At 62.4% G+C, this 14409-nt stretch carries 17 protein-coding genes; 11 read left to right on the top strand and 6 right to left on the bottom strand.

Going from position 1 to position 14409, the window contains the following annotated elements; genetic code table 11:
* Positions 1-9: 9 nt before the first annotated feature.
* The 4 genes from madL to mdcH are packed head-to-tail and all read left to right on the top strand — an operon-like array spanning position 10 to position 2729.
* Positions 10-423, top strand: coding sequence for a malonate transporter subunit MadL (gene madL / locus CLU92_RS05890; protein WP_101481134.1), 414 nt, complete (start codon positions 10-12; stop codon positions 421-423).
* The gene (gene madM / locus CLU92_RS05895; protein WP_101481135.1) at positions 416-1180 is read left to right on the top strand and encodes a malonate transporter subunit MadM; all 765 of its coding nucleotides are present in this window, start codon (positions 416-418) and stop codon (positions 1178-1180) included. The genes madL and madM overlap by 8 nt, the downstream gene beginning before the upstream one ends.
* Positions 1180-1797 (top strand): malonate decarboxylase holo-ACP synthase, encoded by a 618-nt coding sequence (locus tag CLU92_RS05900; RefSeq protein WP_101481136.1) that lies wholly within the window; start codon positions 1180-1182, stop codon positions 1795-1797. Before madM ends, CLU92_RS05900 begins: the two co-directional genes overlap by 1 nt.
* Positions 1794-2729 (top strand): malonate decarboxylase subunit epsilon, encoded by a 936-nt coding sequence (mdcH, locus tag CLU92_RS05905; RefSeq protein ID WP_101481137.1) that lies wholly within the window; start codon positions 1794-1796, stop codon positions 2727-2729. Before CLU92_RS05900 ends, mdcH begins: the two co-directional genes overlap by 4 nt.
* Here the strand turns inward: mdcH and CLU92_RS05910 are convergent.
* The gene (locus CLU92_RS05910; protein WP_101481138.1) at positions 2726-3988 is read right to left on the bottom strand and encodes a PepSY domain-containing protein; all 1263 of its coding nucleotides are present in this window, start codon (positions 3986-3988) and stop codon (positions 2726-2728) included. The two genes, mdcH and CLU92_RS05910, sit on opposite strands and share 4 nt — an antisense overlap.
* A 415-nt stretch (positions 3989-4403) precedes the next feature.
* On the opposite strand from CLU92_RS05910, the gene CLU92_RS28145 reads away from it, so the two are divergent.
* The 4 genes from CLU92_RS28145 to CLU92_RS05925 all read left to right on the top strand — a co-directional run bounded on the left by CLU92_RS28145 (position 4404) and on the right by CLU92_RS05925 (position 6794).
* Positions 4404-4532: a hypothetical protein gene (locus tag CLU92_RS28145; protein ID WP_257560994.1), complete on the top strand. Its 129-nt coding sequence runs from the start codon at positions 4404-4406 to the stop codon at positions 4530-4532.
* Positions 4533-4557: 25 nt separating this feature from the next.
* Entirely contained in the window at positions 4558-5079 is a 522-nt protein-coding gene (locus tag CLU92_RS05915; RefSeq protein ID WP_101481139.1) for a hypothetical protein, read from the top strand.
* Positions 5080-5082: 3 nt separating this feature from the next.
* Positions 5083-6027 carry a protein phosphatase 2C domain-containing protein gene (locus tag CLU92_RS05920; protein ID WP_143452549.1) on the top strand — a complete coding sequence of 315 codons (945 nt, stop codon included), beginning with the start codon at positions 5083-5085 and terminating at the stop codon, positions 6025-6027.
* A gap of 68 nt (positions 6028-6095) precedes the next feature.
* On the top strand, positions 6096-6794 hold the full coding sequence (locus tag CLU92_RS05925) for an aspartate/glutamate racemase family protein (protein WP_166674796.1): 699 nt from the start codon (positions 6096-6098) through the stop codon (positions 6792-6794).
* Positions 6795-6844: 50 nt separating this feature from the next.
* On the opposite strand, the gene CLU92_RS05930 is transcribed toward CLU92_RS05925, so the two are convergent.
* The 4 genes from CLU92_RS05930 to CLU92_RS05945 all read right to left on the bottom strand — a co-directional run bounded on the left by CLU92_RS05930 (position 6845) and on the right by CLU92_RS05945 (position 9922).
* Entirely contained in the window at positions 6845-8062 is a 1218-nt protein-coding gene (locus CLU92_RS05930; protein ID WP_101481142.1) for an MFS transporter, read from the bottom strand.
* Between the two features lie 283 nt (positions 8063-8345).
* Positions 8346-8819 (bottom strand): DUF6328 family protein, encoded by a 474-nt coding sequence (locus tag CLU92_RS05935; protein ID WP_101481143.1) that lies wholly within the window; start codon positions 8817-8819, stop codon positions 8346-8348.
* 73 nt (positions 8820-8892) lie between these two features.
* The gene (locus CLU92_RS05940) at positions 8893-9600 is read right to left on the bottom strand and encodes a hypothetical protein (protein WP_133991691.1); all 708 of its coding nucleotides are present in this window, start codon (positions 9598-9600) and stop codon (positions 8893-8895) included.
* Positions 9601-9709: 109 nt separating this feature from the next.
* Positions 9710-9922 (bottom strand): hypothetical protein, encoded by a 213-nt coding sequence (locus CLU92_RS05945; protein WP_034751103.1) that lies wholly within the window; start codon positions 9920-9922, stop codon positions 9710-9712.
* A gap of 261 nt (positions 9923-10183) precedes the next feature.
* Between CLU92_RS05945 and CLU92_RS05950 the strand changes: the two genes are divergently transcribed.
* On the top strand, positions 10184-10603 hold the full coding sequence (locus CLU92_RS05950) for a YidB family protein (RefSeq protein ID WP_101481145.1): 420 nt from the start codon (positions 10184-10186) through the stop codon (positions 10601-10603).
* 177 nt (positions 10604-10780) lie between these two features.
* Here CLU92_RS05950 and CLU92_RS05955 read toward each other — a convergent pair whose 3' ends face one another.
* A complete protein-coding gene (locus CLU92_RS05955; protein ID WP_243858093.1) occupies positions 10781-11857 on the bottom strand; it encodes a LacI family DNA-binding transcriptional regulator in 1077 nt (358 codons plus the stop codon).
* A 470-nt stretch (positions 11858-12327) separates the two neighbouring features.
* Between CLU92_RS05955 and CLU92_RS05960 the strand changes: the two genes are divergently transcribed.
* Together CLU92_RS05960 and CLU92_RS05965 are read left to right on the top strand one after the other, a co-directional pair.
* Entirely contained in the window at positions 12328-13578 is a 1251-nt protein-coding gene (locus CLU92_RS05960) for an Hsp70 family protein (protein ID WP_101481147.1), read from the top strand.
* A 37-nt stretch (positions 13579-13615) separates the two neighbouring features.
* Positions 13616-14245: a PolC-type DNA polymerase III gene (locus tag CLU92_RS05965; protein ID WP_180338445.1), complete on the top strand. Its 630-nt coding sequence runs from the start codon at positions 13616-13618 to the stop codon at positions 14243-14245.
* Positions 14246-14409 lie beyond the last annotated feature (164 nt).

A 14409-nucleotide genomic window follows, 5' to 3' on the forward strand; every position in this document is an offset into this window, starting at 1 on the left:
GAGACAATCATGATCATTTACGGAACCGCACTGCTGGCCCTGTGCCATTTGCTCGGCATCTTCCTGGGCGACTTGCTCGGGCAGCTGATGGGCGTCAAGACCAACGTGGGCGGGGTGGGCATCGCCATGCTGCTTTTGATCTGCGCCCGGCTCTACATGCAGCGGCGATCCTGGCTGCCGCAGATGACCGAACGGGGCGTCGAATACTGGGGCGCCATGTATATTCCCGTGGTGGTGGCCATGGCGGCGCAGCAGGATGTGGTCGCGGCGCTGCGCGGCGGCCCGGTGGCCGTGCTGGCCGCCATCGGTTCCGTGCTCGTCTGCGGCGCCGTGATTTCTCTGATGAACAGGATGGAAAGCCCGGCCGCCGTCGCCGCCGCCGAAGCTGAGTCGATTCTGATCAAGGAGCACCGTCATGCTTGAAATTTTTGAAAAAGCCGCCATCCACAATGGCTTGGTGACGGCATTCGCCTTTGTCGGCCTGATCATGCTGCTGTCGGTGGCGCTATCGAAGTATCTGACCCTGGGCCGCGTGCACGGCTCGGCCATTGCCATCGTGATCGGCCTGGGCCTCGCATACTGGGGCGGGGTGCATAGCGGCGGCCATAAGGGCCTGGCCGATTTGTCGCTGTTTGGCGGCATCGGCCTGATGGGCGGTGCCATGCTGCGCGACTTTGCCATCGTTGCCACCGCTTTCGAAGTGCAGGCGACGGAGGCGCGCAAGGCTGGCCTGATCGGCGTCGTGGCCCTGATGCTGGGCGTGGTGCTGCCCTTTCTCGTCGGCGCTGGCGTTGCCTATGCGTTTGGCTACTCGGACGCCGTCAGCATGACCACCATCGGCGCCGGCGCCGTCACGTATATCGTCGGCCCCGTCACGGGCGCGGCCATCGGCGCCAGTTCGGATGTCATGGCCTTGAGCATCGCGGCGGGCTTGATCAAGGCCATCCTGGTGATGGTGGGCACGCCCGCAGCGGCGCGCTTCCTGCGCCTGAAAACGCCGCGTTCGGCGATGGTCTTCGGCGGCCTGGCCGGTACCGTCAGCGGCGTGTCGGCCGGCCTGGCGGCAACCGACCGCAGGCTGGTGCCGTATGGCGCGCTGGTGGCCACGTTTCACACGGGCCTGGGCTGCCTGCTGGGTCCATCCTTGCTGTTCTTTGCCGTCAAGGCGCTGGTGGCCTGATGCAAAATCTTCGCGCGCATGATCTGCTCTGGGCATCCGGCCTGCCTGAGGGGGCGCCGTTGCCCGCCTGGCTAGACGCGCTCTGGCTGCGGGCGGCGCCGCTGGTGGTGCGGCGCGCCAGCTGCGCGCCCGGACGCATTCCCGTTGGCGTGCGCAGCATGCTGCGCAGCGAGCGGCACGCGTGCGAAGTGGAGGCCGCCGCCGTGCTGCACCGCGTGACGCCGGAAATGCTGGCGCGGCTGGCGCACGCGCCGCTGCCTGGCTTTTCCTGCGCTGCGCTCGATGCGCTGCGGCAGGTGGCGCCCCTGCTCGACGCCACGGGCTGGAACTGGGGCCCGACGGGAGGCGTGGGTTTCGCGCTGGCCAGCGGCTTGCCCGTGCTGCGCGCCGACAGCGACCTCGATCTGCTGCTGCGCATCGCCGCGCCGCCGGATGGCGCGCAAACCGATTCCCTGCGCGCCATCGCGGCGAGTGTCACGGCGTGCCGGCTGGACTTGCAGATCGACACGGGCATAGGCGGCTTTGCGTATGCCGAATGGGCGGCGGACCGGGGCAGGGTCTTGTTGAAAACGGATCGCGGCCCGCTTCTGACGGCCACGCCCTGGGAGCTTGCATGAGCGTGTTATTTACCTTTCCGGGCCAGGGGGCCCAGACTCCGGGCATGCTGCATGCGCTGCCGGACGATGCGGCCGTGACGGATACCCTGGCCGCAGCGGCGGCCGTGCTGGGCCGCGATCCGCTGGCGCTGGACACGGTCGCCGCACTGGCCTCGACGCGGGCCGTGCAACTGTGTTTGCTGATTGCCGGCGTGGCGATGGCGCGTTCCCTGGCCACGCGCGGCGCGCTACCGGACATGGTGGCCGGCTTTTCGATCGGCGAGTATGCGGCGGCCGTCGTCGCCGGCGCGCTCGATTATGCCGATGCCCTGCGCCTGGTGGCGCGGCGCGGACAATTGATGGAACAGGCGTATCCCAGCGGTTATGGCATGGCGGCCATCATCGGGCTTGACTTGGCGCGACTCGAATCGTTGCTGGCGCAAGTGCACGGCGCCGCCACGCCCGTGTATATCGCCAACCTGAATGCGCCGCGCCAGATCGCCATCGCCGGCAGCGAACCCGCCCTGCAAGCCGTGATGGCGCTGGCCCTGGCGCATGGCGCCAGCAAGGCCAAGCGCCTGGCCATCAGCGTGCCGTCGCATTGCCCGCTGCTGGACGGTGCCGCGACCGACATGGCCGCCGCCTTCGATGGCGTGATTGTGCGCCGGCCGTCGCTGGTCTACCTGAGCAGCAGCACAGCGCGCGCGCTGTTCGACCCGGCCCGCATCCGCGACAGCCTGGCCGCCAACATGGCGCAGCGCGTGCAGTGGACCGCTACCTCGCGCCTTGCATGGGAGCGGGGCGCCCGGCTGGCGCTGGAAATGCCGCCGGGCAGCGTCCTGACGCGCCTGACGGCGCCTGACTTCACCGATGGCGTGGCCGTCTGCTGCGACGGCAACCGGGGCGACAGCCTGCTGGCGCTGGTGCACCGGGAGCGGGGTAGTGCCGCTTAATCGGCCGCCGCAAGCTTTTTCTTCGCCTGCAGCCGGCGCGAACGGCGTTTTCTTTCCCATATGACGATGCCCGTCACCGACAGCACGGCGACCATGACGCCCATGAAGGACATCAGAATGCGTCCCGGCAAGCCGAGGATGCGGCCCGAGTGCAGGGGGAACTGCAGTTGCACGAAGACGTCGGCGGCCGTGCCTTGCCACGGCTTGTGCTGGCCGATGATAGTGCCGTCCATGCCATCGACGTAGAGGTTGGACAAGCCCATGCCGGCCGCGCCGAACTCGTCGGCCGGGTCGAAGAACGACACGTTGTAGAAGGAATAATTACCGCCATAATAGATGCCGCCTATGGGTGCCGTGATTCCGCGCTGCACGGCTTGCTCTTTTGCAATATCCACGGCCTGCTCGAAACCGATCACGGGCTTGATGTAGCTGCCGTAGGGGGCCGGCGTCTGCGTTTCATACGGGCCTGGCGTGGTTGTCGATACCAGCGACATGAGGGGATAGAACACTTCGCGGTACAAATTCAGCGAGAACGAGGTAAACGCGACGACAATGATGATGGCCCACACCCACAGGCCCCCCGCACGGTGCAAATCGAAGTTGAGCTTGTAGCCGCCGGCCGCCCAGCGCACCACCCACGATGGTTTCCAGCGTTGCCACCAGCTGGCAGCATCGCGGTGGCGCGGCGCCTCGTCCGGGGCGCGCGGGCGCAAACGGCGTGGCGTGGTCAGATAAAACGCCACCATGCTGTCGAGCAGCCAGATCAGGGCGACCGTTCCCATCAGCCAGTAGCCCCAACGGTCGGTGCCCCAGAAGGCGGGCACGTGCAGCCTGTAGTGCAGGTGGCGCAAGAACGGCATCAGGCTGCGGCGCGACAGGGAAATGGCGGTCGAATCGCGCGTGCCCGTGATGTGGGCCGTGACGGGGTCGATGTAGACTGTGTCGTAGTCGAGCACGAACGGCTTGTTGCTCGCCGGGTCCGTCAATGGGCGGACCATGAAGGCGGCGGCATGGCCTTCTTCCAGGCCCAGGGTCAGGTAATTGACTTCCACGCGCGGGTCTGCGGCGGCTACCTTGTGCGCCAGCGCAAACGGCGCCTGCAGGGGGCCGCGGCCCGGCGTGTCCATGATGTCGGCGTTGAGCCACTCGTCCAGTTCATGGTCCCACGAGGTGACGGCGCCCGTGAGGCCTGCGACGATGAGAAAAAGGGCGATGGTGAGGCCAGCCCAGCGGTGTATGACAGTCCAGAAAGCGCGCATGCAGTACAAACCTTCAACATGAAACCGGCTTGTTGCCGCCAGCGGGCGCCATAGCGGCGCACAGGGAAAGCCAGGCACACGCCTGGAATTTTGATAATAGGAATCGTTCTCATTATCCGTCGTGGCCAAGCGTTTGTCCAGCGCGAACGGTGTTGCCCAAGGTGCAATTGTGCATGCTAAGATGCCGGCAAGTAGGTAATTTACATTCCCAATGGAAATATTCTGGGCATGCGCATGGAAGATCTGCAGCATGTCCGCGTGAGCGAATGCGCCGGTGCGCCGCAGGCGTCGTGGTGTTCATGCACGGCCATGCCGTCAGCGGAGGTCCCCTGATTTGCGTGGGCCACTTCTGCGCCATGAACGCCTTGCCGGCTGCCATCGCCGCAGCGATCCCTGCGGCTAGCATCTCATCGTCGTGGCCATCACGGGCCAGGACAAGGACCGCCAACTGGCGTCCGATGGGGGCTTTGATTTGCACCTGAGCAAGCGCGCGGATGTTAATGCGCTCGATGCGATGTTGCAAAAGATGCTGCAAACGGGGTGAGGATGGTATGAGTAAAATGAAAGACATGGAACAACTGACAGAACTTGAAATCGCCGTTTTCCAGCTCGACATGGGTTTTGCTCCGGCTGAGCGCTGCGTGGACTGGGCCGTGGAACGCCTGCGCCTGGACCAGGAAGGCGACGACCTGGAGGTCGTGCTGCTGGCCAGCGCCCGGGGGCGCGATGAAGTGCTGCCGCTGGCCGACGTGATCATCGCGCGCTACCGTGGCGCGCAGCGGCGCGATCAGCAGTTTTTGGCTGGCAAATACATCGTCGAGTTGCGCCTTGCCTATCTGCAAAGACTGGAAAGCGTGTCGTCGCTCGATGCCATCTTTACCCGCTTGTACCCGGCGCTCGCTTATCCGGACTGGCTGGTCATGTTGAGCCGCAATTGCGAGTATGCGATGGACGTGTCCGATTTTGAGCAGCCGTTCGAAGAGGAATTCAATTACATCGCCGCATTGTGGGCGAATGCTGACAGTCGCGCTGACTTTGATCGCCTGTATAGCCGCGAGACGTCGAACCGGCATGATGTCATGCTGGGCTAGGGAATGACCACACTGGCCTTGCCAACCATCGTTGAGAAAAGAATCCACAGTCTGATGAAAATTGTCCACGTATCCGATGCAGCCGGCGCAAAGAGTAATGAAGATCTGGTGGCGGTTTATCTGCACAATGCGGGAATCGTGGATATCCTGATATTTGATGGTGCAAGCTCGGTCTCCGAAAAGAATTATTTCGATACGCTGGTAGGCGACGCCGCCTGGTTCGTGTCGGCTTTTGCGGCCCTGCTGAAAGAGGTGGTCGCGCCCGGATTAAGTCAGCATGACAGCATCAAGCTGGCATTGGCACATTTTCAGCGCGATGTGCAGGCGAGTTTTAATCTGGCGCAGATTCCTGCGTATGCCTACCCGATTGCCGCCTTGACGTGGGCACGCATTGTCGAAGGCGGCGTGGATGCCGCTGTACAGATCTACGCGCTTGGCGATTGCAAGGTGTTTGTCTCGAACGCAGCCGGGGAAGTGCGCGATATCGATCCCTACGAGAATGCGCAAGAAGATATTCTGAAGGCGGCCATTGCACAGTTGAAAGCGCAAGGTATTGAGGATAAGGCGCAGGTATTCGCGGCCTTGCTGCCGATGTTGCGGGAGCGGCGCGCATTCCAGAATATGCATGCTGCGCCGACGATACTGTGCATGTATCCGCAAGGGGAATTCGAGGCCAGGCAATATGCGTTTGACATGGAGGGGCAATCGCAACTGCTGGCAATGACAGATGGCTTCTACCGCCTGGTCGATACCTATGGCCTGTATTCCATGGTCGGACTGGTGCGGCGCTGTGCTGAAACGGAACTGGACACGCTGCTGCAGGAATTGCGCCAGTTTGAACAGGATAATCTGGCGTCCGGCGCACATTCCGTCAAAAAGTCCGACGATGCCTCGGCCGTGCGTTATGCGCGGCGCGCGCTCAACGGCGAGAGCATTGCAATTTTGTAAGCCTGGCCACGCCTTTGCTTGGCTTGCCTCAACGTATAATTTACGCAATTCATGGCGTGGGATTTGACGTGCAAAACAAGACTATCGGTTTAATTGGCGGCATCGGCTGGGCTTCCACCCTCGAATACTACCGCTTGCTCAATGAAATGCTGGTGGCGCGCATCGGTCCCGCCCATAGCGCGCGCATCTTGCTGGTCAGCATAGACCAGGCGGATTTTGTCGCGCACGCATCGCAGCCCGATTCCCATGCTATAGAGCAATTTCTGGTCGGGGAAGGGCAGCGTCTGCAAGGCATGGGTGCGGATTTCTTCCTGCTGTGCGCGAATGGCGCGCACCGTTTCGCCCCGGCCGTTGTGCCGCAGATCGGCTTGCCATTCATCAGCATCGTCGAGGAAACGGCGAAAAGGGTGCAGCAGTCGGGCGCTCACAAGGTGGGCTTGCTTGGCGTCAAACAGACGATGGGGGGCAGGTTTTATCACCAGGCACTGGAACAGTGCGGCATCGCGACGGTGACACCCGATGCGGCCGACCAGGAAATCGTCCACGACATCATCTACAAGGAACTGGTGCAGAATATTTTTACCGACGCCAGCCGGGAAATTTTTCTCGGCATCATCGAGAAACTGCGGCTGCAAGGCGTGCAGGGCGTGATTTTGGGTTGTACGGAGATACCGCTGCTGATCCGGCAGGGCGATGTCGACTTACCGCTATTTAATACTACGGAGATTCATTGCGAGGCGGCGGTGGCATTTGCCGTTGCGGACTAGGCGCAGGCAAATGAGCGGCCGACCAAACTGGTCGCCGCTCTTGTCAATCATCAAGCCGGCTGCGCGCCGCTCAGGTTGCGGCTGCGGTTTTCCACCAGTACGGAAATGCCGAGCACGACGATGCCGCCGCAGGCCAGCATGGCGCCGACCCAGCCTGTCGAACGCAAGCCCATGCCCATGGCGATGGCGATGCCGCCGGCCCAGGCACCCAGCGCGTTGGCGATGTTGAAGGCGGAATGGTTGAGGGCGGCGGCCACGGTTTGCGCGTCGCCGGCCACGTCCATCAAGCGCGTTTGCACGGCGGGGGCGACGGCGATGCCGGCGCCGATGGCGAACAGGTTGATCGCCGTCAGCCAGACATTGCTGCTGGTGTAAGTAAACGCGGCCAGCGCGGCCACGTTCCACAGCAGTACGCCAAAAATCGTCCACAGGCGCGAGCGGTCGGCCAGCCAGCCGCCGATCAGATTACCCAAGGTCATGCCGACACCGATGATGGCCAGCAAGATGGAAATGACCAGCGGTGACACTTTCGTGATTTCCAGCAAGGTGGGCGTGATGAACGTGTAGACGGCGAACATGCCGCCGAAGCCGATCGCCACCATCAGCAGGGTCAGCCATACTTGAAGGCGGCGGAACACGCCCAGTTCGCGGCGCGGGCTGGAATCGCCGGCAGCGACCATGGGCACGAAGATGCGCACCATCAGCATGGTCAGCAAACCCAGCGCGGCGACCAGCAAAAAGGCGGAGCGCCAGCCCAGAGTCTGGCCGATATACGTGGCCAGCGGCACGCCGAAGATATTCGCGACCGTCAAACCCATCAGGACACGCGCCACGGCCTGGCCCCGCTTGTCCGGTTCGGCCAGGGCGGCCGCCACCAGGGCTGCCACGCCAAAATAGGCGCCATGGGGAATGCCGGCGACGAAGCGGGCCACCACCAGCAAGCCATAGTTGGGGGCGATGGCGCTGAGCAAGTTGCCGCCAGCGAACATCAGCATCAGACACATCAGCATCAGCCGGCGCGGCATGCGCGCCAGGAAGATCGTGATCAGGGGCGCGCCGATGACCACGCCCAGCGCGTAGGCGCTGATCATGTGGCTCATCTGCGGCAAGGTCGTGCCCAGGTCGTCGGCCACCACGGGCAAGATGCTCATGGAAGCAAATTCGCCCGTGCCGATGGCGAGGCCGCCGATGGCCAGGGCCAGGTCGGCATAGCCAGCGCCAAAAGGCGCGGTGACGCGCGGAATGAGGGGATCTACGGAGGCGTGCATGTTCTTGTTAGTTGGGTAAGGAATGACAGGGTGGAGAGGCGTGCTGTGGCCCGTCCGGAAGTGGCCATATGCCACCAGAGTCGACGGCTGGCCGGTATTTTCGGGCGATAAGAACTACTCAAGGACAACATTGTAAAAGATTCGGGCAAGCTCTGCTGGGCGATGGCTAAAATCTGCTGCACTGCACACACCAGCGATTGCTATGTTTGTTAACGATAACACGGAACGCGTCCGCTGGTGGGATCTTCCGCGAGACCTTGCTGGAGCAGGCGGGCATCGCCGCCTAGATTTTCCTGGCGTGCTTCAAGTGCAAGGGCAGCCACCACCACATGCAGATGATGAGTGAGCCCATCAGCACGCAGGCGACGATGCCGGCGACGTGGCCGAAGACTTCCGACATCACCAAATTGGTGCCGAGGATGAAGGCCAGTGCCAGGGAGAAGGCACCGCACATCATGATGCGGTCTGCCACGCGCTTGAAGCGCTCGCGGTCTTGCAGGGGGCGCATGACGCGGTGCTGGATGGCTGGCGCGCTGAGCAGCACCAGGCTGGTCATGGAGAGGAAAAACGTCAACAGGAAGACGATCTTTTCCGCTTGCACGATCTTTGCGAAGCCGCCGTTGAAGGGCAGGATGATGAGGAAGGCCGTCAGCATTTGCGCGCCCGGCAGCAGGATGCGCAATTCGCTGAGCAGGTCGGACAAATCGCCTTCGTCGCCTGGCTGGCCATCTTCATCCTGGTGTTGCGCGTGTGGCATGGGAGCGTCCTCGTGGTGGTGATGGGGCCAGTCTACGCACAAGCGCCCAGGCCGACTGTGGCCCGGCGCACCGTCAGAAGCATTGCGTGTAGTGTCGACGCAAACGCCACAGGGGCGTCGAAACGATGGGCGTGGCGCTGTGCGAGGCATCATGGCCGCAATGGCCGCAACTGTGGCGCCGGTGCGGCGCCAGCGCGAAGCTGCCCAGGTCCAGATGCGGGTGGCCGCAGCGGGCGCAGTCGCTGCAGTCCATCGGCATGGCCGCCTGCAAGGCGGCGGCGTAGGCTTGCGCGGCGGGCGGCGTGATATTCAGCTGCACGATGTCGGGAGGGAACAAGCCGGGCAGGGCGCGGCAGTCGATGGCCAGCGCGGCTGCGTTGCGTGCCAGCAGGGTGCCGCCGTCACCAGTCCGGGCGCGCAGTTGCAGCAAGCCATCGGGGCCCAGACGCAAGGTGGTGGCGTGAAACTGGCTGGGGTCGAACAGCACCGGATACAGTACATAGCCCATGGGACTGGCGTGCTGGCGGCAACGCATCTGCTGGCTTGCTTGCCGGTCGGCCAAGTCGGCCTGAGTGCCCCAGTAGCATTGGTGCGTGCGGCACCAGTGGCGTGCTGCGCCATTGCGAAACTTTCCGGCGGGGAGCAGGTCGCACAGGACGATGGCGTCTTCGCCCGCGCCGGCGCGAAAGTGGCCGGTGATGTGGGCGGTGGTGACGGCCAGATGGCCCGTGCTCGCTTGCAAGGGCCAGCAGATGCCGGGCAGGGTCAGCGGCATAGACAATGGCGGCTCCGCGCAGCTATCGGCTTGCCAGCCAATAGCCTCCCGGAATGAAAAAGCCCGCCGACTTGGGCGGGCTGTGCTGACGGGCTTGGCTGGTGCATGTTCCCGTCTATTCTTCCGTATCGGCCAGGGTGACGATGGCGCGCGCCCACTTCGAGTATTTCAGGTTCGCCAGGTCGCGCACGGTCTTGATATTGAATGCCTGCTTGAGCAGCTCTGCATCCTTCTCGCTTACGCCTTGCAGCGCATCAACAGGGGCATCAGCGATTTCCTTGAACGTTTTTTTCTCGTAGGCTTTGTCTACCGCTTTATTGATGTTCATGTATTGATACTCCTCAGTAAGTAGGAAAATTAATTCTACACGTTTTTGCGAGCCGTCAATTTACGCTTGCATGTTGTGCCGAACTAAATATGATGGAGGTGGGCGCAGCTGAGGCCAAGCCTGTTTTTGAATAGCTTGTTGCATTGTAAATATGGCATGTGAATTATGTATAGTATAATTGTTGTGTATGTCGGCGACTAGGCGTCGGCCTACCGGACGCCGCTATACGCGGCACTAATGGACAGCGTTCAGGAGAATACGATGAGTTTGCTAGATCAACTTGCGGGACAGGCGATGAGCGCTTTGGGCAATAAGGGCGCGGATGGGGAGGCCCCGTCGGGGCTGATGGCCAGTGTAATGGATCTGGTCAACCAGCATGGCGGCTTGCCGGGCCTGCTGCAGAAATTCCAGGAAAGCGGCCTGGGCGACCAGGTGGCCAGCTGGATCGGCACCGGTGCCAATGCGCCTGTCTCCGGCGAACAGATCAAGGATGCGCTGGGTGCCGACACGATCTCCCAGATCGCTGAAAAAGCGGGCGTCGCACCGGACGCGGCCTCGGGCGGCCTGGCAGCCTTGCTGCCCCAGCTGATCGACAAGCTGACGCCCAACGGTCAAGTGCCAGAAAGCAATGACCTCGTCAGCCAGGGCTTGAATATGCTCAAGGGTAAGTTCTTCGGTTGATTTTCTGGTCTTGGAAGTGAAAAACCTCGCAGCGATGCGAGGTTTTTTTATGCGCAAGGTCTTGCGTGTAATGTGTGAACGTCTGAAAAACGCCTGCGGCCAGGCGCCGCCCCGATGGCAGTAGGCCAGTACGGCGAAGGACTAGAGTAAGCCCGGCAACAACGCCACGGTTTTTTTTCAGGCAGCGGCCATCATGCCGAAATGGGGTTGCGCGTCGGTCAGCCGCGCCGTACTTCCCTCCACCAGATAGGAACAATAGCGCCGCCGCTCGGCGATGCCGCCGCGCCGCTCCATCAGTTCGCCCAGCATGGCGACGGCATCGGCAGCCATTTTTTGCACGGGCTGGCGCAGGGTGGTGATGTCGTAGCTGAGCCAGCCGGACGCTTCCAGCGCGTCGAAACCGGCCACCGACATTTGCAGCGGCACCTGGATGCCCAACTGGTGGCGCGCCGTGTCCAGGCAGCCGATGGCCATGATGTCGTTGCCGCAAATGACGGCGTCCGGCACGCGACCCAGGCGGTCGATGACCTTGCGCAAGCCCCGACCGCCGCTGGCGTAATCGTAGTTGCCGCTGACGACGATGGGCGCGGGCAAGCCCAGCGTGAACAGCCGGTCCAGCACGCCGGCCTTGCGTTCCTGCGCCACGGCCGAATCGCCGGGGCCATCGATGATGGCGAACTGGCGGTGACCCGCCTCGGCCAGGCGCGAGACGAGCAGGCGCGCCGCTTCCGCCTGGTCGCACAGCACGGCATGCACGGCGTGCTCTCGGGGGCTGCGGTTGAACAGCACCAGCGGCACGTCGCGGCGGCCAAATTCGGCCATTTGCTCGTCCGACAGGCAGGCGGCCACGACGGCGCCATCGACCTGGTATTGCCACACATCGCTCAAGACTTTGCCGATGTCCGCTTCGCGCTCCAGGGTAAATAGCAATAAACGCTTGCCCTGGCGGGCGATTTGCTGGCTCAGGTCGGACAACACTTGTGGATAGTACAAATTGGCCAGGTTGGAAATGATGACGGCAACCAGGTTCGAGCGGCGCGTGATCAAGCTGCGCGCGGCCGCGTTGGGGATGTAGTCGAGGCTGATTGCCGCCTGCATGACCTTGGCATGCGTGGCGGGCGAGATGCTGGCGCCCGGCTTGAAGCATCGCGATACGGCCGATTGCGACACGCCGGCAAGCAGGGCCACATCATACGAGGTCACGCGCCGTCCGGCACCGGGTGCGGGGCGGGTGGTGATGGGTGTCCGGGCCACAGTATTCTTTTTTCGCATATTGGTCTGGCAAGCAATCTGTCTCAAAATATTCCTGCAGGCCCGGCCGCTCGTGGCGGCCTGGGCGGGCAGAATGAGCATAGCGCAAAAGATTGCCGCATGGCAAGACTGTTTTCTTGTTCATGTTGCAAAAAATATGACTGAATGGCAAGTGGTATGCTTGCCCTTGAATCGGTACCGCGCCGCCGCCGTCGCAGCAGACCAGGGAAACGAGGAGGGCAGCCAGCAACGCTGCGGCCAGGGCGCGCGGGCGGTGCATGGGGGCGTAGGGCGCGATGGGTCTCCGGGAGCTGGCCGAGTTGCTCGGTGTCACTTCCCAAGAGTAGCTTTTGCACGCCGTAGCTACTTGATGAAAAGCAAGCTTGTTGTCTTGGCCGTACCGGAAGTATTTTTCTGGTGCAATGGCGTGCATTCTGATAAGATAACGCCCCTTTATTCAGGGAAGGGTCGACATGGCCAATGCTTGCGGCGTCGATTTCGGCACGTCAAATTCCACGGTAGGCTGGGCGCGTCCCGGGCAGAGCACCATGCTCGGCCTGGAAGATGGCAAGACGACCTTACCGTCCGTTGTCTTCTTCAATGCGGAAGACGAGGAAGTCAGTTTTGGCCGCGCGGCGCTGGCCGGCTATCTGGCCGGCTACGAGGGGCGCTTGATGCGCTCGCTGAAAAGCTTGCTGGGCACCAGTCTCATCGACGGCCAGACGGAAGTGGGCGGCCGTGCGCTGCCATTTCGCATGTTGCTGGCCCAATTCATAGGCGAAGTGAAGCGCCGCGCCGAGCAATCCGCCGGCCGCGAATTTTCGTCCGCCGTGTTCGGCCGTCCCGTCTTCTTTATCGACGACAATGCGCAGGCCGACCAGCTGGCGCAAGATACCCTGGCCGAGGTGGCCCGTTCCGTGGGCTTCAAGGACGTTGCTTTCCAGTTCGAGCCGATTGCCGCTGCGTTTGACTACGAGTCGCAAATCGACAGGGAAGAGCTGGTACTGATCGCCGACATCGGTGGCGGTACATCCGACTTTTCCCTGGTGCGGCTGTCGCCGGAGCGTGCGAAGAAGACGGAGCGGCGCGAGGATATCCTCGCCACCGGCGGCGTACACATCGGCGGCACGGACTTCGATAAATACCTGAGCCTGTCTTCCGTCATGCCTCTGCTCGGCTATGGCAGCCGCCTGCACAACAATAGCGAAGTGCCATCCAGCTATTATTTCAACCTGGCTACCTGGCACACCATTAACCTGGCTTACACCAAGAAGATCTGGATGCAGCTGGCCGACGTGTGTCGCGATTCGCGTGAGCAAGACAAAGTGAAACGTTTGCAAAAGCTCATCGACGAGCGCGCCGGTCATTGGCTGGCCATGAAAGTGGAAGAGGGCAAGATTGCCCTGTCCGACGCGGCCGAAGTGCAGTTGGAGCTCGACCGTTTGTCGCCCGCGCAAAGCCTGTTGCTGAAGCGCACGCAATTCGACGAAGCCATCGGCCATTTGTGCGGTTCCGTGGAAGAAACCGTGCTGCGTTTGCTGCGCGATGCGGGCGTGGCGCCGGAAGCCGTTGACACCGTGTTCTTCACGGGCGGCTCTTCCGGCGTGCGCTTGCTGCGCGAAAAGATCGCCGCCCTGGTGCCGGCCGCGCGCAAAGTCGAAGGCGACTTGTTCGGCAGTATTGGCGCGGGATTGGCGCTGGACGCAGTACGTAAATTTGGTTGATAATCATCACCCCGCCGCACCTCCGAAAGAACGCCCCATGAATGTGTTTGACAAACCGATCGTCATGATCGACTTCGAGACGACCGGTCTGTCACCCGACATGGGCGATCGCATCACGGAAGTGGCGGCCTTGCGCATCGAGGGCGGGAAAATCACCGACCGCTATGTGACCCTGATCAATTGCAATGCGCGCATTCCCTCGTTCATCACGGGCTTGACGGGCATTACGCAGGCCATGGTGGACAAGGCACCGCCCGTGGCCGAGGTGGTGCCGCAGCTGATCGATTTCATCGGCAGCGATGCCTTGTCGGCGCACAATGCCAGTTTCGATGAAAAATTCCTGCGCGCGGAAAGCGCCAGGCTGAACCTGACGCCCGCGCACCAGTCGCTCGTGTGTTCCTTGAAACTGTCGCGCCGCGTGTTTCCCGGCATGGCCAGCTACAAGCTGGGCTTGCTGTCGAGCCAGCTGGGCATCGCCTTCAAGAGCGCCGCCCACAGGGCCGAGTCCGACGCGGAAGTGGCGGCGCAAGTGCTGATCCATATTGGCCGCCATTTGCGCAGCAATTACGGCATTGCCGATGTCGACGCCGACCTGCTGGTGTCACTGAACAAGCTGGCGGCCGCGAAAGTGCCGCAATTCCTGCAAAAGCACCCATCACGCCGCTGAGCTGCATCGCGCATCGAAGCGGGCTCATCAAAACGATATGATTTTGCTATTTCGTTTGAGCCTGCTCAAGTCCTTCCCCCGCATCGAATTTACAATTTAGGCAACACACGATTTCGCCGCCCTGGGCCGCCGTTTTGCGCGTGCCGCCGGCAAGCGCGATGTGG

Source organism: Janthinobacterium sp. 61, assembly GCF_002846335.1.
Taxonomy (GTDB): Bacteria; Pseudomonadota; Gammaproteobacteria; order Burkholderiales; family Burkholderiaceae_D; genus Janthinobacterium.

What these genes read in the sequence shown, in the direction of transcription:
- madL (WP_101481134.1), top strand. Translation starts at nt 10, where the DNA reads ATGATCATTTACGGAACCGCACTGCTGGCCCTGTGCCATTTGCTCGGC.
- CLU92_RS05900 (WP_101481136.1), top strand. Translation starts at nt 1,180, where the DNA reads ATGCAAAATCTTCGCGCGCATGATCTGCTCTGGGCATCCGGCCTGCCT.
- madM (WP_101481135.1), top strand. Translation starts at nt 416, where the DNA reads ATGCTTGAAATTTTTGAAAAAGCCGCCATCCACAATGGCTTGGTGACG.
- CLU92_RS05920 (WP_143452549.1), top strand. Translation starts at nt 5,083, where the DNA reads ATGACCACACTGGCCTTGCCAACCATCGTTGAGAAAAGAATCCACAGT.
- CLU92_RS05950 (WP_101481145.1), top strand. Translation starts at nt 10,184, where the DNA reads ATGAGTTTGCTAGATCAACTTGCGGGACAGGCGATGAGCGCTTTGGGC.
- mdcH (WP_101481137.1), top strand. Translation starts at nt 1,794, where the DNA reads ATGAGCGTGTTATTTACCTTTCCGGGCCAGGGGGCCCAGACTCCGGGC.
- CLU92_RS05965 (WP_180338445.1), top strand. Translation starts at nt 13,616, where the DNA reads ATGAATGTGTTTGACAAACCGATCGTCATGATCGACTTCGAGACGACC.
- CLU92_RS05960 (WP_101481147.1), top strand. Translation starts at nt 12,328, where the DNA reads ATGGCCAATGCTTGCGGCGTCGATTTCGGCACGTCAAATTCCACGGTA.
- CLU92_RS05930 (WP_101481142.1), bottom strand. Translation starts at nt 8,062, where the DNA reads ATGCACGCCTCCGTAGATCCCCTCATTCCGCGCGTCACCGCGCCTTTT.
- CLU92_RS05935 (WP_101481143.1), bottom strand. Translation starts at nt 8,819, where the DNA reads ATGCCACACGCGCAACACCAGGATGAAGATGGCCAGCCAGGCGACGAA.
- CLU92_RS05915 (WP_101481139.1), top strand. Translation starts at nt 4,558, where the DNA reads ATGGAACAACTGACAGAACTTGAAATCGCCGTTTTCCAGCTCGACATG.
- CLU92_RS05910 (WP_101481138.1), bottom strand. Translation starts at nt 3,988, where the DNA reads ATGCGCGCTTTCTGGACTGTCATACACCGCTGGGCTGGCCTCACCATC.
- CLU92_RS05945 (WP_034751103.1), bottom strand. Translation starts at nt 9,922, where the DNA reads ATGAACATCAATAAAGCGGTAGACAAAGCCTACGAGAAAAAAACGTTC.